Source organism: Mesorhizobium sp. M1428, assembly GCF_040317515.1.
Classification (GTDB): Bacteria; Pseudomonadota; Alphaproteobacteria; order Rhizobiales; family Rhizobiaceae; genus Mesorhizobium.
On sequence record NZ_JAMYKT010000025.1, the window covers coordinates 36,069 to 53,543 of the forward strand.

At 63.9% G+C, this 17,475-nt stretch carries 14 protein-coding genes and 1 riboswitch; of the genes, 11 read left to right on the forward strand and 3 right to left on the reverse strand.

Annotated elements, in window-relative coordinates:
• Positions 1-37 precede the first annotated feature (37 nt).
• The 6 genes from NKG60_RS26025 (at position 38) to NKG60_RS26050 (ending at position 4,814) form a co-directional block, all read left to right on the forward strand.
• A complete protein-coding gene (locus tag NKG60_RS26025; protein ID WP_352865070.1) occupies positions 38-1,165 on the forward strand; it encodes an S-(hydroxymethyl)glutathione dehydrogenase/class III alcohol dehydrogenase in 1,128 nt (375 codons plus the stop codon).
• A 71-nt stretch (positions 1,166-1,236) separates the two neighbouring features.
• Entirely contained in the window at positions 1,237-1,806 is a 570-nt protein-coding gene (gene gfa, locus NKG60_RS26030; protein WP_352492736.1) for an S-(hydroxymethyl)glutathione synthase, read from the forward strand.
• Positions 1,807-1,872: 66 nt separating this feature from the next.
• On the forward strand, positions 1,873-2,340 hold the full coding sequence (locus NKG60_RS26035) for a YaiI/YqxD family protein (RefSeq protein ID WP_352865072.1): 468 nt from the start codon (positions 1,873-1,875) through the stop codon (positions 2,338-2,340).
• A 5-nt stretch (positions 2,341-2,345) separates the two neighbouring features.
• Positions 2,346-3,023: a DUF1345 domain-containing protein gene (locus NKG60_RS26040; protein ID WP_352865075.1), complete on the forward strand. Its 678-nt coding sequence runs from the start codon at positions 2,346-2,348 to the stop codon at positions 3,021-3,023.
• A 101-nt stretch (positions 3,024-3,124) separates the two neighbouring features.
• Positions 3,125-4,003, forward strand: coding sequence for a cytochrome b/b6 domain-containing protein (locus NKG60_RS26045; protein ID WP_352865077.1), 879 nt, complete (start codon positions 3,125-3,127; stop codon positions 4,001-4,003).
• Position 4,004: 1 nt separating this feature from the next.
• Positions 4,005-4,814, forward strand: coding sequence for a molybdopterin-binding protein (locus tag NKG60_RS26050; RefSeq protein ID WP_352865079.1), 810 nt, complete (start codon positions 4,005-4,007; stop codon positions 4,812-4,814).
• Between the two features lie 25 nt (positions 4,815-4,839).
• Here NKG60_RS26050 and NKG60_RS26055 read toward each other — a convergent pair whose 3' ends face one another.
• A complete protein-coding gene (locus NKG60_RS26055; protein ID WP_352865082.1) occupies positions 4,840-5,838 on the reverse strand; it encodes a hypothetical protein in 999 nt (332 codons plus the stop codon).
• Between the two features lie 213 nt (positions 5,839-6,051).
• Positions 6,052-6,138: riboswitch (glycine riboswitch) on the forward strand.
• A gap of 148 nt (positions 6,139-6,286) precedes the next feature.
• Between NKG60_RS26055 and gcvT the strand changes: the two genes are divergently transcribed.
• Genes gcvT through gcvP form a run of 3 tightly spaced genes read left to right on the forward strand, consistent with a single transcriptional unit; the run spans position 6,287 to position 10,606 of the window.
• A complete protein-coding gene (gcvT, locus tag NKG60_RS26060; protein ID WP_352865085.1) occupies positions 6,287-7,405 on the forward strand; it encodes a glycine cleavage system aminomethyltransferase GcvT in 1,119 nt (372 codons plus the stop codon).
• A 5-nt stretch (positions 7,406-7,410) separates the two neighbouring features.
• Positions 7,411-7,779: a glycine cleavage system protein GcvH gene (gene gcvH / locus NKG60_RS26065; RefSeq protein WP_352865088.1), complete on the forward strand. Its 369-nt coding sequence runs from the start codon at positions 7,411-7,413 to the stop codon at positions 7,777-7,779.
• Positions 7,780-7,795: 16 nt separating this feature from the next.
• Complete coding sequence (gcvP, locus tag NKG60_RS26070) at positions 7,796-10,606, forward strand: aminomethyl-transferring glycine dehydrogenase (RefSeq protein WP_352975919.1); 2,811 nt, start codon at positions 7,796-7,798, stop codon at positions 10,604-10,606.
• Between the two features lie 71 nt (positions 10,607-10,677).
• On the opposite strand, the gene NKG60_RS26075 is transcribed toward gcvP, so the two are convergent.
• Positions 10,678-11,847, reverse strand: coding sequence for a GGDEF domain-containing protein (locus NKG60_RS26075; protein WP_352865093.1), 1,170 nt, complete (start codon positions 11,845-11,847; stop codon positions 10,678-10,680).
• 273 nt (positions 11,848-12,120) lie between these two features.
• Here NKG60_RS26075 and parE point away from each other — a divergent pair, with 273 nt between their 5' ends.
• The gene (parE, locus tag NKG60_RS26080; RefSeq protein ID WP_352865096.1) at positions 12,121-14,172 is read left to right on the forward strand and encodes a DNA topoisomerase IV subunit B; all 2,052 of its coding nucleotides are present in this window, start codon (positions 12,121-12,123) and stop codon (positions 14,170-14,172) included.
• A 42-nt stretch (positions 14,173-14,214) separates the two neighbouring features.
• A complete protein-coding gene (locus NKG60_RS26085) occupies positions 14,215-16,281 on the forward strand; it encodes an FUSC family protein (protein WP_352865098.1) in 2,067 nt (688 codons plus the stop codon).
• Here NKG60_RS26085 and NKG60_RS26090 read toward each other — a convergent pair.
• Complete coding sequence (locus NKG60_RS26090) at positions 16,278-17,399, reverse strand: DUF2336 domain-containing protein (protein WP_352667944.1); 1,122 nt, start codon at positions 17,397-17,399, stop codon at positions 16,278-16,280. The genes NKG60_RS26085 and NKG60_RS26090 overlap by 4 nt on opposite strands.
• Positions 17,400-17,475: the final 76 nt, after the last annotated feature.

The following is a 17,475-nucleotide window of genomic DNA, read 5'->3' on the forward strand; positions in this document are numbered from 1 at the left end:
TAACCTGGATTGCAGACTGTCTTGGGAGGATTGCCTGATGAAAACGCGCGCCGCTGTCGCCGTCGCCGCCGGAAAGCCGCTGGAGATCATGGAGGTCGACCTCGAAGGTCCCCGCGATGGCGAGGTGCTGGTCGAGATCAAGGCAACCGGCATCTGCCACACCGACGAGTTCACGCTGTCGGGTGCCGACCCGGAAGGCCTGTTTCCGGCGATCCTCGGCCATGAGGGCGCAGGCATCGTCGTCGACGTCGGCAAGGGCGTCACCTCGGTCAGGAAGGGCGACCACGTCATCCCGCTCTATACGCCGGAATGCCGGCAGTGCCCGTCCTGCCTGTCGCGCAAGACCAACCTCTGCACCGCCATCCGCGCCACGCAGGGACAGGGCTTGATGCCCGACGGCACCTCGCGCTTCTCGATCGGCAAGGACAAGCTGTTCCACTATATGGGCTGCTCGACCTTTTCCAACTTCACCGTGCTGCCCGAGATCGCGGTGGCCAAGGTCAATGCCGACGCCCCTTTCGACAAGATCTGCTACATCGGCTGCGGCGTCACCACCGGCATCGGCGCTGTGATCAACACGGCCAAGGTCGAGCAAGGCGCGACGGCCGTCGTCTTCGGCCTCGGCGGCATCGGTCTCAACGTCATCCAGGGCCTGCGCCTGGCCGGCGCCGACATGATCATCGGCGTCGACCTGAACAACGACAAGAAGGCATGGGGCGAGAAATTCGGCATGACGCATTTCGTCAATCCGAAGGAGATCGACGGCGATGTCGTGGCTCATCTCGTCAACATGACCAAGCGCGGCGCCGACCAGATCGGCGGCGCCGACTACACGTTCGACTGCACCGGCAACACCAAAGTCATGCGCCAGGCACTTGAATCGTCGCATCGCGGCTGGGGCAAGTCGGTCATCATCGGCGTTGCCGGCGCCGGCCAGGAGATCTCGACGCGGCCGTTCCAGCTGGTCACGGGCCGCACCTGGATGGGCACCGCCTTCGGTGGCGCGCGCGGCCGCACCGACGTGCCGAAGATCGTCGACTGGTACATGGCCGGCAAGATCGAAATCGATCCGATGATCACCCACACGCTGAAGCTCGAGGACATCAACAAGGGTTTTGACCTGATGCATGAAGGCAAGTCGATCAGGAGCGTGGTGGTTTACTGAGGAGGAGAAAGCCGCCGGCTAACCAGCCAGCGGCCGAAAAATGCAGATGTTCAAAACGGGAGGAGACAAAAATGCCGGAAAAACTGCATCCTAAAATCGACAATGGACTGCCACGGGAAAAGGCCGATTTTGCCGGCGGCACGCTGGTCTGCGCCTGCACCAGCAACCCGGTCAAGGTGAAGGTCAAGGGCCAGATCGCCCACAACCATGCCTGCGGCTGCACCAAATGCTGGAAGCCGGAAGGCGCACTGTTCTCGGTCGTGGCGGTTGCCGCTACAAACGACGTGACGGTGACCGAAAACGGCGACAAGCTGAAGGTGGTCGATCCGGGCGCGCTGATCCTGCGCCATGCCTGCACCGGCTGCGGCGTCCACATGCACGGCCCGGTCGAGCGCGACCACGCTTTCAAGGGGCTGTCCTTCATCCATCCCGAACGCTTCCAGGAAGACGGCTGGTCGCCGCCGGGCTTCACCGCTTTTGTTTCCTCGATCATTGAATCCGGTGTCGATCCGAGCCGCATGGACGGCATAAGGTCACAGCTGAAGTCGATCGGGCTCGAACCTTATGATTGCCTCAATCCCGGCCTGATGGACTATATCGCCACCTGGACGGCCAAGAGATCCGGCGCGTTGCCGGCCTAGTAGCCGCTCGGATATCATCGATCGAGCCGGGCGACATCGCCCGGCTCTTTCACATTTGGAACAACGATGCCCGCACCCGCCATTCTCGTCGATGCCGATGCCTGCCCGGTGAAGGCCGAGGTCGAAAAAGTCGCCGAGCGGCACGGCATCATCGTCACCTTCGTCTCCAATGGCGGCTTGCGTCCATCGCGCGACCCGATGATCCGCAATGTCGTCGTCTCCAAGGGTGCGGACGCCGCCGACGACTGGATCGTCGAAAATGCCCGGTCCAACGACATTGTGGTGACCGCCGACATCCCGCTTGCCGCCCGTGCGGTGGCGCTTGGCGCCCATGTGCTCGGCCCGACGGGACGCCCATTTACGCCGGAAACGATCGGCATGGCGGTGGCGATGCGCGACCTCAAGCAGCATCTGCGCGAGACCGGCGAAAGTAAGGGCTACAATTCGAGCTTCGCCCCGCAGGACCGCTCGCGGTTCCTTGGCGAGCTTGACCGCATCTTGCGGCGAGCGCTGAAATCGGCCTCAGCGGACTGAGAACCATGACGACCGGCACCCCGACCAAAATGCCCATGCAACGCCACACGCTGTTCGCGCTGTCGGCATGCATCGGCGTGGCAGCCTTTGGCGCGGCGCTGATCTGGCGCGCGCCGCTTGCCTATTCGATCGGCGCCAACGTGTTCTTTGCCGCCTATCTCGTTCTTGTCATCGCCCACATGCCGCGGCTTACCGGCAGCTATCTGCGCAAGAATGCAGGCGACACCGACCTGCCGGTACTGGCCATCTTCGCGGTCACTCTGGTTGTCGTGGCTATTGCCATCATTTCGTTGTTTCAATTGATCAACAGGGAGAAGGGCGTGGACGCCGTCGAGCTTACGGTGGCGCTGCTGTCTATCCCGCTTGGCTGGTTGACCATCCACGCCATGGCCGCACTTCACTACGCGCATCTCTACTGGATGGACGGCGATGCGATGGATGGCGACACCAAAAAGAGGATTCCGGTCGGCGGCCTCGACTTCCCGGGCGGCAAACGGCCGCAAGGCTCGGATTTCCTTTATTTTGCGACAGTGATCGGCATGACAGCGCAAACCGCCGACACCAACATCACGAGCTCGCAAATGCGCCGTGTCGTGCTTGTGCATTCGATCCTGTCGTTCTTCTTCAACACGGTCATCGTGGCAGCCGCGGTCAATCTCGCCGTCAGCCTCGGCAATCCGTAATAAATCCGTGATCGGGTGAAACATCGCTTAAGCTGGCGACGTATTGGGAGGAGAAGAGATCTGACAGGCCGCGGCGAACACGCGGCCGGAGGGAACAACAGATGGAATCGCTTGCCAGAAACCAAGCCGCCGGAGCAGATACCGCCGCGCCGAGCGATGCGACGCTGATCTATCGCCAGTCGCGCTGGACGCGGCTGACGCATTGGCTGTGGGCGATCGCGCTGTTCTTCATGCTGCTTTCCGGCTTGCAGATCTTCAACGCCCGCCCGCAGCTCTACGTCGGCAAGGAGTCGGGCTTTGGCTACAACAACACCATCTTCGCCATCGGCGCCGAGAACACCGCAAGCGGCCCGCGCGGCTACACCGACATCTTCGGCAAGCGCCTCGATACCACTGGCGTGCTCGGCTGGTCGGGTCCGGCCGGCCAGGAGACCTCCCGCGCCTTCCCGTCCTGGGCGACGATCCCTTCCTACTACGATCTCGGCACCGCGCGCGTCGTCCATTTCTTCTTCGCCTGGGTGCTGACCACCACGCTACTGGTCTGGCTGGTCGCCAGCCTGATCAACGGCCATCTGCGCCGCGATCTTGCTCCGCGCCTCGACGATTTCAAGCGCCTGCCGCGAGACATTGTCGAGCACGCCAGGTTCAGATTCCATCACACGCGCGACTACAACACGTTGCAGAAGATGGCCTATGGCGGCGTGCTGTTCGTGCTGCTGCCGCTGATGATCATCACGGGCCTTGCCATGTCGCCGAGCATGGATTCGGTGCTGCCGTTCCTCAACGACGTGCTCGGCGGCCGACAGACGGCGCGCACCATCCACTTCACGGTGATGCTGCTGCTCGTCGCTTTCTTCATTATCCACATCCTGATGATCCTGGCCGCCGGCCCGATCAACGAGCTGCGCTCCATCATCACCGGCTGGTACCGAACCGACCCGCCGGCACATGGCGACAATGCGCCAGAGAGGAGTGCCTGACATGGCGAAATTCGAGATCAGCCCCAAGCTACAGATAAGCCGAAGAAAATTCCTGACTTCGGCCAGCCTCGGCCTTTCCGGCATCATGCTGTCGGGCTGCGACGCCTTCGACGGCCAGCTTGGCGTCGGCGACAGCCTGCGTAGCTGCCTCGAAAGCGCCAATGGCCTGACCTGGCGGGCGCAGCGGTTGCTTGCCGGCCGTGATGCGCTGGCGCCGGAGTTCACCGAGGCCGACATTCGCCAGCCGCAGCGGCCGAACGGTGTCACCGCACCGGACGACGACTACTACAAGGGCCTCCTCGCCAGCGATTTCGCCGACTGGCGGCTGGAGGTTTCAGGCCTCGTCGAAAAACCGCTGTCGCTGAGCCGCGAGCAGCTGATGGCCATGCCGAGCCGCACGCAGATCACCCGCCACGACTGCGTCGAAGGCTGGAGCTGCATTGCCAAATGGACCGGCACGCCGCTGTCGCTGGTGCTCGACCAGGCCGTGGTCAAGCCGCAGGCGCGCTATGTCATGTTCCACTGCCTCGATACGATCGACCGCAGCCTTGCCGGCGATATCAAATATTACGGCTCGATCGACCTGATCGATGCCCGTCATCCGCAGACGATCCTTGCCTATGGCCTCAACGGCAAGCCGTTGCCGGTCGAGAACGGCGCGCCGCTGCGCGTCCGCGTCGAGCGCCAACTCGGCTACAAGATGCCGAAATATCTCTACAAGATCGAGCTGGTCGACGGCTTTGCCAATATCGGCGGCGGCAGAGGCGGCTATTGGGAGGACAATGGCTACGACTGGTACGGCGGCATCTGACGACCGACGAATTAGTGGCTTTTGTTCAGGCGACCTTGTCGATCAGCGGTTTGAGCGCCGGATGGATTTCCGGCGAGGCGTGCTTGATCAGCGTCAGCAACGCGCGCTCGTTCTCATGCAGCGGCCGGTCGCCGATGTGTTCAGCGAGCCATTTGGCCTCGCCGGCGTCGACCGTCTCGGCGCGGCGGGCCAGAGCCTCGGCTGCCTTGTTCCTCGATTCCCATTCGGCCTCGACGTCGCCCGGTGAACGATAGGCCTCCATGATGCCGGACAGGCCGCCCGACACCATACGGCTGAAGAAACCGCCGATCTCCGGATCGGCCTGCTCGAAGAACGAATCCCGGCGCAGCGCCACGTCGCGCACCGGCGGTTCGTAGCCGGCCGAACACATGACGAAATTGGCGATCGCCTTGACGAACAGATCGTTCCAGGACGGATCGTTGTCACCCGCCGCTGTCCGCTCGTTGATCTCGAACAGCACTTCGGCCTCGGCGCGGCTGATGGCGATGTTGCCATCGCCGCCATAGGCGTAAAGAATGCGGCGCAACAGCTCGACCTCAGCCTTGGCAATCGACCCAGGGATAAGCCTGCCGCCGGCCATTAGCGGCCCCTTGCCGTCCACGACCGCATGAGCGACCTGCTCCAGCGCATAGCCGGAAAGCGTGCTCGGCGATGATTTGGCAACTTCCAGCACATGCACCAGCAGCTCGAGTTCGGTCTGGCTGTCGACCATGCCGTCGCGCGAAATCGTCCGGATCAGCCAGTCGGCATTGTCCTGCGAAACATAGCCCGCCGGCTTTTCCTGGTGGACGATGAAATCGGTGACGGCCTCGACGAAAAACTCGAGCCATTCCGCGCATTTGTCCCTCGCCGTTGCATCCAGCGCAAACAGCGCCTCGGCCTCGCCGCGCGTTACCACGCCGTCGCCGAACACTTCGCGGCGCAGCATGACCACGTCTTCCGCCGTGATCCGATTTTTCGAAGTCAGCCCGGCCACCGGCGCGCTCATGATCAATTCGCCCATTTTCTTCCCCGCCCGCCGCCGGTAATTGCCGGCCCCTATCCGGTATATCGGCAAGGTCTTGAGAAACCGGCAAGCGGCGTGGTTAGCGAAGGCTTGCCTGTCTTGCCTCTAAAGAAGGCCCGCAGAAGACTTGCCAGTAAAAACGTCGCTGGCAGGTGACAAGGTGTCGTCCACGGGCTATGGATGACGAGTCGAGGGCTCTTGATCGAGTCCTACCTGTTTGCGGGAGAGAGCAGCGAGAGCTGCCGCCGAAGGGGAAATCGCCCGAAATCTCTCAGGCAAAAGAACCGTAGACGGGAAAGACACTCTGGAAAGTCGGGGCTTGCCCCCGCGCCGAAGGTGTAAGCGCTGCCGACAGAGTTACGGGGCGCGAGTCTCTCAGGCTTCAGACAGAGGGGCACGGACTGGTCGCTATTCGCGGCCGCTTGCGTGCGACTCTGGAGATGACATGACGGGCGACGACACCAAACACCTTCCCCTCGAAGATCTGCACATGGCAGCCGGTGCGCGCTTTGGCGCCTTCGCCGGCTGGTCGATGCCGCTGACCTATCCGGCCGGTGTGATGAAAGAGCATCTGCACAGCCGCGAGCATGCCGGCCTGTTCGACATCTCGCACATGAAGCTGTTCGAAATCAGCGGTCCGGGGGCAGCAGCGCTTCTGAACCGCGCCTGCCCGTTCGACGCCGGCGCGCTTGAGGTTTCCCAGTCCAAATACACGTTCTTCCTCAATGAGGCGGCCGGGATACTCGACGATCTGATCGTCACCAGGCTCGGCGCCGAGCGCTTCATGATGGTCGCCAATGCCGGCAACGCCGCCGCCGACGAAAAACATCTGCGCGCACTGGCCGGGGATTTCGATGCAGAGGGCGATTTCGACGTGAAGGTGGACGCACTCGACCGCGTCTTCCTGGCTATCCAGGGCCCCGAGGCGTGGGCTGCCCTTTCCCGCGCCGGCATCGAGACCGGTTCGCTGGTGTTCATGCACGGCATCGAGCCGCGCGAAAAATGGTTCATGAGCCGGTCCGGCTATACCGGCGAAGACGGCTTCGAGATCGGCCTGCCGGAAGCAGATGCAAGAAACCTCGTCGCCAAGCTGCTCGAGGACGAGCGCGTGATATGGGTCGGCCTTGCCGCCCGCGACAGCCTGCGGCTGGAAGCCGGACTGTGCCTGCATGGGCTGGACATTACGCCGGAGATCGATCCGGCCAGCGCCGGGCTGATGTGGGCCATTCCCAAGGAGGTGCGCGCCTCTGGCGCCTTCATCGGCGCCGATGCGCTGCGCGCCATCCTGGAGCGCGGCCCGGCGCAAAAACGCGTCGGCCTGAAGCCGGAAGGCCGCCAGCCGGTGCGCGCCGGCGCTGCCCTTTTCGATACTGACGGCAACCCTGCCGGCCATGTCACCTCAGGCGGCTTCGGCCCCTCGGCCGGTCATCCGGTCGCAATGGGCTACGTCCAGACGCCGCTTGCCAAATCCGGCGCAAAACTGTTCGCCGATGTCCGCGGGACGAAAATCCCGGTCGACATCCACCCCTTGCCCTTCACGCCCCATCGCTACCGCAAAGGATGATTTCAATGGCAAAGACCTATTTCACCGAAGATCACGAATGGCTGCGCGTCGAGGGCGGCATCGCCACGGTCGGTATCACCGACTACGCACAGCAGCAGCTCGGCGACCTCGTCTTTGTCGAGCTGCCGGAATTGGGCAGAAAACTGGCCAAGGGTGACACCGCCGTAGTGGTCGAATCGGTCAAGGCCGCATCGGATGTCTACGCGCCGGTCGACGGCGAGATCACCGAGGCCAACACCGCGCTGTCATCGGATCCTTCGCTCGTCAATTCGGCGGCAACCGGCGACGGCTGGCTGTGGAAGATGAAGCTGGCCAATGAAAGCCAGCTCGACGGGCTCCTCGATGAAGCCGCTTACAAAGCCCATATTGGTTGATAGCAGGACCAGGAAGATGACCGCAGCACCCTATCCCTTCTCGGCTCGCCATATCGGCCCGGGCCTCCATGACGTCAGAGCCATGCTGGCGACGATCGGCGTTCCTTCGGTCGAGACGCTGATCAGCCAGGCAGTGCCGAAGTCGATCCGGCTCGACCGGCCGCTGGCCCTGCCCGCGCCCGCAAGCGAAGCGGAAGCGCTGACCGAGCTCGCGGCGACGATGGCAAAGAACACGGTGCTGAAGAGCTTCATCGGTACCGGCTATCATGGCGTCCATGTGCCGCCGGTGATCCAGCGCAACCTGTTCGAGAACCCGGCCTGGTATACCGCTTACACGCCTTACCAGGCCGAGATCAGCCAGGGCCGGCTGGAAATGCTGTTCAATTTCCAGACGCTGGTGACGGAACTGACCGGCCTGCCGGTGGCGTCGGCCTCGCTGCTCGACGAGGCGACGGCGGTGGCCGAAGCTGTCGGCATCGCGCTGCGCCATCATCGCGACAAGCGCACCAAGGTGGCACTGGCCGGCACGCCGCACCCGCAGACGCTGGACGTCGTGCGCACCCGTGCCGAGCCGCTTGGCATCGAGGTGGACGGCGAGGTGATCGACGACAACACCGCCGCCCTGCTGGTCTCCTGGCCCGATACATTCGGCGTGTACGGCAATCACAAGGCAGCGATCGACAAGGCCCGTGCTGCCGGCGCGCTGGTCGTCTTCATCGCCGACCCGCTCGGCCTGACGCTGACCGATGCGCCGGCCAGGCTTGGCGCCGACATCGCCGTCGGCCCGATGCAGCGTTTTGGCGTGCCGATGGGCTTTGGCGGGCCGCACGCCGCCTATTGCGCCGTCTCCGACAGGCTGACTCGGCTGATGCCCGGCCGGCTCGTTGGCCAGTCGACGGATAGCAAGGGCCGTCCCGGTTACCGCCTCGCTTTGCAGACACGCGAACAGCATATCCGCCGCGACAGGGCGACCTCCAACATCTGCACCGCACAGGCGCTGCTCGCCAATATGGCGACGGCCTATGCGATCTGGCACGGCCCTGCCGGGCTGCAGGCGATTGCCGGCCGCGTCCACACGCTGGCCAACCGCCTGGCTGCCGGCCTCAAGGCAGCGGGCGTTTCGGTGCTCGGCGACAGCCGCTTCGACACGGTGACCGTGGAAGTGGAGGGCAGAGCCGGCGCGATTGCCGCCGCCGCAGAAAAGACGGGCCGGCTGCTGCGCGTCATCGACGCCGACCATGTCGGCATCAGCTTTGACGAGACCTCCACCGAAGCCGATCTGGAGGCAATCGCAGCACTTTTCGGCGCCAAGGCCGGCGTTGCCGCCGGCAGTTCCATGCCAGGAAAACCGCGTGGCAAGGAGTTCCTCACCCAGCCCGTCTTCCGCGAAAACCACTCGGAAACCGACATGATGCGCTTCCTGCGCCGGCTGGCCGACAAGGACCTGGCGCTTGACCGCGCCATGATCCCGCTCGGCTCCTGCACCATGAAGCTCAACGCCGCCGCCGAAATGATGCCGGTGAGTTGGCCTGATGTCGCCAACCTGCATCCCTTCGCCCCGGCAAACCATTCGATAGGCTATCGCGCCATGATCGAGGAGCTGGAAGGCTGGCTGGCGGAGATCACTGGCTTCGACGCGGTGACCCTGCAGCCCAATGCCGGCAGCCAGGGCGAATATGCCGGGCTGCTCGCCATTCGCGGCTATCATCTGTCGCGCGGCGAAGGCCATCGCACCGTCTGCCTGATCCCGTCCTCGGCGCATGGCACCAATCCGGCAAGCGCGGCCATGGCCGGCATGAGCGTCGTCGTCGTGCGCTGCACCGAAGACGGCAATATCGACATGGCCGACCTGCAAGCCAAAGCGGCCGAGCATGCGCACAACCTTGCGGCGCTGATGTTCACCTATCCTTCGACGCATGGCGTCTTCGAGGAAGGCGCGCGCGACCTTTGTGCCCTCGTCCACAGCCATGGCGGCCAGGTCTATTTCGACGGCGCCAACCTGAACGCGCTGGTCGGTCTCGCCCGTCCCGGCGATATCGGCGCCGACGTCTGCCACATGAACCTGCACAAGACTTTCTGCATCCCGCATGGCGGCGGCGGCCCTGGCGTCGGACCGATCGGCGTCAAGGCGCACCTGAAGCCATATCTGCCCGGCCACGTCACCGAAGGCTCGGCCCATGCCGTGGCGGCGGCACCGTTCGGCAGTGCCTGCATCCTGCCGATCACCTGGATGTATATTCGCATGATGGGCGCTTCCGGCCTGAAGCAAGCGACCGAGACGGCGATCATCTCCGCCAACTATGTGGCGACCCGGCTTGGCGAGTATTTCCCCCTGCTTTACAAGGGGCGCAACGGACGCGTCGCGCATGAATGCATCCTCGACACCCGCGTGCTCAAGGACAGCGCCGGCATCAGCGTCGACGACATCGCCAAGCGGCTGATCGACTATGGCTTCCACGCGCCGACCATGTCATTCCCGGTGGCCGGCACGCTGATGGTCGAGCCGACCGAGTCCGAGCCCAAGCGCGAGCTGGATCGCTTCTGCGAGGCGATGATCGCCATAGCCGGCGAGGCAGCCAAGGTGGCGAGGGGCGAATGGCCGTTGGCCGACAATCCTCTGGTCAACGCCCCGCACACCGCCGCCGAGGCATTGGCCGGCCAGTGGACCCATCCCTATTCCCGTCTGGAAGCGGCCTACCCCGCCGGCGATGCCGATACGGCGGCAAAATACTGGCCGCCGGTGTCACGCATCGACAACGTCGCCGGCGACCGCAACCTTGTCTGCTCCTGTCCGCCGCTGTCGGAATATCTGGGCGCAGCGGAGTAGATCATGATTCCGAAAAGGCAATCCGGTTTTCGGACAAGATCATGGGTCTAACAAGAAGATAGAAATCCCAATCAGGCAGAACGCAAGGCCGGCTCGTCGGCCTTGCTCGCGCGGTCCCGGGCGACGACGCGATTTCGCCCGGCGCGCTTTGCCGCATAGAGTGCTGCGTCGGCTTCGGCCAGCACATCGTCGAGACCGGTGCCGCTTGTTCCGCCAAAGCCGATGCCGCCGCTGACTGTGCTTCGCAACGGACCAAGTTGGGTGGCCACGACTTCCGTGCCGAAGGCGACGCTGATCTTGCTCGCAACATCATAGGCCTTCTCTTCCGTCATCCGCGACATGACGAGGACGAATTCCTCGCCGCCCAACCGGAAGGCGTCGACGCCGGTTCTGGCGTATTTCCTGATGACGGCGGCAAAGCGGCGCAGAACCTGGTCGCCGACCGGGTGACCGAATACGTCGTTCGTCCTCTTGAAATGGTCGAGGTCGAACATGGCGACGGACATGAACGGACCGAAGACCCGCTCGCCGTAGAGTGCCGTCAACGCCCGCCGGTTCATCAGCCCGGTCAATGGATCGGTCATCGTTTCGGCCTTCAATTCGATCTGCGCCTGCAAATGGTGCAGGGAGAGCGTCAATGCGCCGAGCCCGGTCATGCAGGCGACGGCTACGACGGAATTCACCCGCTCGGCCCAATTGTCCGGTGCTACACCGAGCACCCATTGGCCCTTGACCAACAAGACCGCGCCGCAAAGTCCGAACGACAGGGCACAGACGCCGCTCAGGAACGAGACGACCAGCAATATCCGGCGATCGTGACCACCCTCAATCCAGAACATCGCTCCGATGAGCGAGAGCAGCGCCGTTACCGTCGCGTAGGTGACAATAAATCCGACGCCATCAAACCCAAGATATGTCGCGCCCGCGCAAACAGCCATCGCAAGCAAGGTCGGCAAGATGGCGCGCCTGTAGTCGCGCATGCCGAGATATTGCATGGCCGACAGGCAGATAATCAGAAAACCGAGGCTGAGAAGCGCAAGCACGATCTGGCAAAGCCAGGCGCTTGGATCCCTGGTGTAATGCCAGAACAACACTACATGTGCGACGAGCACGAGAATGCCGCACGCCACCGTCAGCACAAAGCGTGCCTGTGGCGCGGTGAACCAGATCGCAAACATGGTGATGCTGAGGCACGTGCCCGACAGCGCCGCCGCGAGCAGGAGCGAACTGTAATCCAACATGCTTAAGCGACAGCCTCTTGAGGGTTCCGCTGCATTCTAGGTCAGCGACAGTTCGCGGATCTCGTTTTTCAGCCAACCTTGCGGCGTAACCTTCGGACAAGGTTTATAAAGCGTCGATGCTCTAGGCTTCGACCCCATTTCCGCCGCTTGGTTGTCGAATGGTTTTGCAGTAAGAGGCTCTATCCTCGAACGTAACAGGAACCTCCGTCGCCTGCCCGCGAAAAGCGTGGCAGTATCGGGTGGTGATTCGCAGCATCGGAATCCAGGACCGGCATGGACGACAACAACGATCTTTTCGCCAAATTGGACAAGCAGCCGCAACCGGCTCGCGCCGCCGCGCGCCCGGCCGACCCGCTGGTGCAGGCGGCGAAGCGGCCGGCGCCCCGCGACGCCAGCGAGAGCTACAGTGCCGCCGACATCGAGGTGCTGGAGGGGCTGGAGCCGGTGCGACGGCGCCCGGGCATGTACATTGGCGGCACCGACGACAAGGCGATGCACCATCTGTTTGCCGAGGTCATCGACAATTCGATGGACGAGGCGGTCGCCGGCCATGCGACCTTCATCGATGTCGAGCTTTCCGCCGATGGATACCTGTCCGTTACCGACAATGGCCGCGGCATTCCGGTCGATCCGCACCCGAAATTCAAGAAGCCGGCGCTCGAACTCATCATGACGACGCTGCATTCAGGCGGCAAGTTCGACAGCAAGGTCTACGAAACTTCGGGAGGTCTGCACGGTGTCGGCGTTTCCGTGGTCAACGCACTGTCCGACCATCTCGAGGTCGAGGTCGCGATTGGGCGCAAGCTCTATCGCCAGCGCTTCTCGCGAGGCGTTCCGGTGACCGGCCTTGAGCAGCTCGGCGAGGTGCACAATCGCCGCGGCACGAAGATCCGCTTCCATCCAGACGAGCAGATTTTCGGCAAGGGTGCTGCGTTCGAGCCGGCCCGGCTCTACCGCATGGCGCGGTCAAAGGCCTACCTGTTCGGCGGTGTCGAAATCCGCTGGACCTGCGATCCCTCGCTGATCAAGGAAAAGGACACGACGCCGGCCAAGGCAGAATTCCATTTTCCGGGCGGCCTCAAGGACTATCTGAAAGCCTCGCTCGGCGACGAATTCCAGGTGACCCGTGAAATGTTCGCCGGCAAGAGCGAGAAGCAGGGCGGTCACGGCTCGCTCGAATGGGCCGTGACCTGGTTCGGCGGCGACGGTTTTATCAATTCCTATTGCAACACCATTCCGACCGCCGAAGGCGGCACGCATGAGGCCGGCTTCCGCAACGTCCTGACGCGCGGCTTGCGCGCCTACGCCGATCTAGTCGGCAACAAGCGCGCCTCGATCGTCACTTCCGAGGATGTGATGATCTCTGCAGCGGGCATGCTATCGGTGTTCATCCGCGAGCCGGAATTCGTCGGCCAGACCAAGGACAGGCTGGCGACGATCGAGGCGATCCGCATCGTCGAAAGCGCTATCCGCGACCCGTTCGACCACTGGCTGGCCGATAATCCGCAGGAAGCGTCGAAACTGCTCGAATGGGTGATCGCGCGCGCCGACGAGCGGGTGCGCCGCCGCCAGGAAAAGGAAGTGTCGCGCAAGAGTGCGGTGCGCAAGCTGCGCCTGCCCGGCAAGCTCGCCGACTGCACGCAGAATGCCGCCGCCGGTGCCGAGCTCTTCATCGTCGAGGGCGATTCGGCCGGCGGTTCGGCAAAGCAGGCGCGCGACCGCGCCAGCCAGGCGGTGCTGCCGCTGCGCGGCAAGATCCTCAACGTCGCCAGCGCCGGCAGCGACAAGCTGGCCGGCAACCAGCAGATATCCGACCTCATCCAGGCGCTTGGCTGCGGTACGCGCTCGAGATATCGCGACGAGGACCTGCGTTACGATCGGGTTATCATCATGACCGATGCCGACGTCGACGGCGCCCATATCGCCTCGCTGCTGATCACCTTCTTCTACCAGGAGATGCCAAGCCTGGTCCGCGGCGGCCATCTCTATCTGGCGGTGCCGCCGCTGTATTCGATCCGGCAAGGCGGCAAGGTCGCCTATGCCCGCAACGATGCGCATAAGGACGAACTCCTGCGCACCGAATTCACCGGGCGCGGCAAGGTCGAAATCGGCCGCTTCAAGGGGCTGGGCGAAATGATGGCTGCTCAGCTCAAGGAAACCACCATGGACCCGAAAAAGCGCACGCTGCTGCGGGTCGATGTGATCGACGCCGAGGCGGCGACAAAGGATGCTGTCGACGCCCTGATGGGCACCAAGCCCGAGGCCCGCTTCCGCTTCATCCAGGAACGCGCGGAATTCGCCGAGACGGAAGTGCTGGATATCTGAGCTCCCGCCGCTAGCTTGGCCTTCTGAGCTGGAGACGAGCACTTGACCTGGGCGCGGCTGAAGGACGATATCGGCACGCGGATCGCTGGCCTGACGCGGCCGACGCGCTCGGACTGGATCTTTGCCCTGCGCACCGTTTCGGCCGGCCTCATCGCGCTTTTGGCCGCCTATGCGCTGAAGCTCGACCACCCGCAATGGGCGATGATGACGGTGTTCATCGTCGCACAGCCGGTCGCCGGCATGGTGCTGGCGAAGGGGTTTTATCGTCTCCTCGGCACGCTTGCCGGCGCGCTGGCGGCGATCGGCATTACCACTGTCTTCGGTGCCAACTCGTGGTTGCTGGTTGCAGTTCTTGCCGTCTGGATCGGCATCTGCACGCTGGTCTCGTCGCTGCTACGCAATCCGGAGGCCTATGGCGCGGCGCTTGCCGGCTACACCGCGATGATCATCGGCCTGCCGGCTTTCGGCCAGCCGCACCTCGTCATCGATCTCGCCGTGGCGCGCTGCGCGGAAATCGTGCTTGGTATCTTCTGCGCTGCGCTTACCAGCCGGCTGATCCTGCCGAAACTGGCCGCCGACGCCATCATTTCAAGACTGAAACGCAGCATTCTCGACCTGGCGGCCTACGCGGACGGCGCTTTTTCCGGCGGCGATACGGAAAAGCTTGCCGGGCTGCACAGCAAGCTGATCGGCGATGTCCAGACGCTCGGCGAGATGCGCACCTACGCAAGGCTGGAGGGGCCCAGCCTCGCCACCCGCGCCTATCCGGTCCGGCGTACCATCGGTCAGCTTCTGTCGGCCCTGTCAGCGGCGCGTGCGCTGCATGCCCATGCCGCTCCGAAGAATGCAGCCCTCATCCCCGTTCGCGCCGAGTTGCAGGCCGTTGTCGGCGAACTGGTAGCCAAGTCGGGCGCGCTGGACGATACGGCGCCCTGGGTGGCGCGGCTCGACGCAATCGCCGGCAAGGCGCGGCAGATGCCTGACATCGCGGCCGGGCAAGACACTGACTGGGCTGGCACTGTCACCCGCCTAACCATTGCCGCCGACTTCGCCGAGGCCATGCAGCAAGTGCTGCGCGGCCTGGATGCACTCCGCTCTCCCCCGTCTCGTGCCAGTCGCGAACGGCGGCAGCCGGCGCTGGTGGTGCACCGCGATTACCGTGCGGCATCGCGCAATGCCGTGCGCGCAGCAATCGCCACGCTCCTGGTCGCCGGCTTCTGGCTGGCTACGAAATGGTCGGACGCGACGGGCACGGTCATTCTGGTCGCCGTCGTCTCCAGCCTGTTTGCCGCTCGCCCCGATCCGATCCGGTCGGCATGGAACTTCTTCGAGGGCACGTTGCTCGCCCTGCCCTTTGCGTTTCTCATCGGCCAGTTGGCGCTTCCGGCTTTGCCAGGCTTCGGATGGTTCATGGTCTTTGTCGTCCCGATCCTGGTACCAGCGGCACTGGGCATGGCCAATCCGCGCTATGTCGGCGTGGCAACGGCCTTTGCCATCAATTTCCTCGCCTTCCTCAGCCCACATCAGGCGATGACCTACGATCCGTTTCCGTTCTTCGCCAATTCGGCATCGGTCCTGGTCGGCATTCTTCTGGCGATCGGCGTCTTCGCCATCGTGCTGCCCGCCGACCCCTGGGTCACCGTCAATCGCATCCTGCAAGCCATGCGCGAAGATCTTGCCCGCCTCTGTCTACATGAGCGTATGCCGCGGCGGCTGGCTTTCGAGAGCCTTGCCTATGATCGGGTCAATCAGTTGATGCCGCTGCTGCAGAACGCCGGCGAGAAAGGCGACGCCGTTCTCGCCGGCGGCATTGCTGCCGTTACTGTCGGCCTCGAAATCCTGCGGCTGCGCAACGCGCAACAGAGTTCCGCGATCCCGCCTGAAACAGCACTTTCCATCGCCAATTTCCTGCGCGGTGTGGCGCGCGAACTGCTGTTCAGGCGGCCCGGCGAGCCGCCGACGGCGACCGTCGCCGTCGCCAGGCAATATGCAGCAGGCATCGCGGAGCGAAGCGAAGCAGCCGAAATGCTGCAGATCGCCGCCTCGCTGCGCATCATCGCCGCCGCTATCGAGGATTTTCCGGATTTTTTCGCGAAGGACCGGGTTTAAGCAGCGGCGATCGCCAGCGCGTGGCCGCGCGCGTTCACGCGCAGCGCATCGAGGTGGATCGATTTGACCAGCCCGGCGAGATCGCCTTCGGCGGACTGCCCGCCCAATTCCTTCAGCATCAGCCAGCTGACTTCCTGGACGCCGGCGAGGCGTTTGCCATTGGCGACCTCGCGCCAGACCTTCAGCGCGCGCAGGATGATTGCGTGGGTGGCGGCGGTAAGCCCGGCGCTGCGGAACAGTGCCTGCAACGCTATGTCATGCCCCCCGGCCAGCAGTGCGCTCACCCGTTGTTCGGACTGCTGGCTGAGCGCGACCAGCGCCGAACCAAAGAAGTCGACCTTGCCGTGGGCGATGGTGCGGATGACGAAGCTTGCGGTCAGGTCGCCGCGCAGGCGCAGATGTTCGACAAGCGCTGTATGTTCCTCGGCACGCGTGCCTTCGATCAATGTCACGGAAGCTTTGACGCAGGCATCGCGGGTGACGCGCTCGGCCCTGGCGGCGCCCATCAACGCCAGCACCAGCGGCGAACCTTTGAGCGTCTCGCCCACTTTGACCAGCAGCAAATGCCGGCAATCGGCGGGCAGGCGTGCGTCGGCAATCAGCGCCTCGCGCACCAGAGGCAGATGGCCGTGCCGCTCGGCCATGCGGCGAAAGCTGATCGATGCGATGTCGGCGCCGCTGTTGGCGAGCAGCGTGGCGCAGGCTTCCGGCTCGCCGATCTCGGCGATCGCCGCCGCAACCGACATCGAGACGCGTGGCCGGTTGGCGATCACCTTCTGCGTCGCCTTCTGGCCGCCGGCAACCCGGTCGATCAGGTCGGCATCGGTAAGCAGCGGCGACCGCGCCAATACCAAAGCGGCCACCTCGGGCTGGTCCGAAGCCAGCGCGCTGACGATCTGCGGCGGCGCGTGGTGGCTCATGGAAAGCGCGTCGGCGATTGCCAGCCGCACCTTCGACGACGCGTCATCGAGCAGCAATGTCAGCGCCGCCTCGGCAGCGCAGCGGTCCTCGAAAGGCAAGTCCGAGTCGACATAGGCGCGAGCCAGCGCGCTTGCCGCCGCAGCGCGCTCCGACACCTTCGCCGTGTGGATCCATTTCAGGAAATGCGAAACGACCATGTCGCCTGCTTACGCCCTTTGCCAGAACGCTTCTGGCCCCTGTCGAGACCGTAGGCACAAATGGTTTACGAACGGT

What these genes read in the sequence shown, in the direction of transcription:
- NKG60_RS26025 (WP_352865070.1), top strand. Translation starts at nt 38, where the DNA reads ATGAAAACGCGCGCCGCTGTCGCCGTCGCCGCCGGAAAGCCGCTGGAG.
- gfa (WP_352492736.1), top strand. Translation starts at nt 1,237, where the DNA reads ATGCCGGAAAAACTGCATCCTAAAATCGACAATGGACTGCCACGGGAA.
- NKG60_RS26035 (WP_352865072.1), top strand. Translation starts at nt 1,873, where the DNA reads ATGCCCGCACCCGCCATTCTCGTCGATGCCGATGCCTGCCCGGTGAAG.
- NKG60_RS26040 (WP_352865075.1), top strand. Translation starts at nt 2,346, where the DNA reads ATGACGACCGGCACCCCGACCAAAATGCCCATGCAACGCCACACGCTG.
- NKG60_RS26045 (WP_352865077.1), top strand. Translation starts at nt 3,125, where the DNA reads ATGGAATCGCTTGCCAGAAACCAAGCCGCCGGAGCAGATACCGCCGCG.
- NKG60_RS26050 (WP_352865079.1), top strand. Translation starts at nt 4,005, where the DNA reads ATGGCGAAATTCGAGATCAGCCCCAAGCTACAGATAAGCCGAAGAAAA.
- NKG60_RS26055 (WP_352865082.1), bottom strand. Translation starts at nt 5,838, where the DNA reads ATGGGCGAATTGATCATGAGCGCGCCGGTGGCCGGGCTGACTTCGAAA.
- gcvT (WP_352865085.1), top strand. Translation starts at nt 6,287, where the DNA reads ATGACGGGCGACGACACCAAACACCTTCCCCTCGAAGATCTGCACATG.
- gcvH (WP_352865088.1), top strand. Translation starts at nt 7,411, where the DNA reads ATGGCAAAGACCTATTTCACCGAAGATCACGAATGGCTGCGCGTCGAG.
- gcvP (WP_352975919.1), top strand. Translation starts at nt 7,796, where the DNA reads ATGACCGCAGCACCCTATCCCTTCTCGGCTCGCCATATCGGCCCGGGC.
- NKG60_RS26075 (WP_352865093.1), bottom strand. Translation starts at nt 11,847, where the DNA reads ATGTTGGATTACAGTTCGCTCCTGCTCGCGGCGGCGCTGTCGGGCACG.
- parE (WP_352865096.1), top strand. Translation starts at nt 12,121, where the DNA reads ATGGACGACAACAACGATCTTTTCGCCAAATTGGACAAGCAGCCGCAA.
- NKG60_RS26090 (WP_352667944.1), bottom strand. Translation starts at nt 17,399, where the DNA reads ATGGTCGTTTCGCATTTCCTGAAATGGATCCACACGGCGAAGGTGTCG.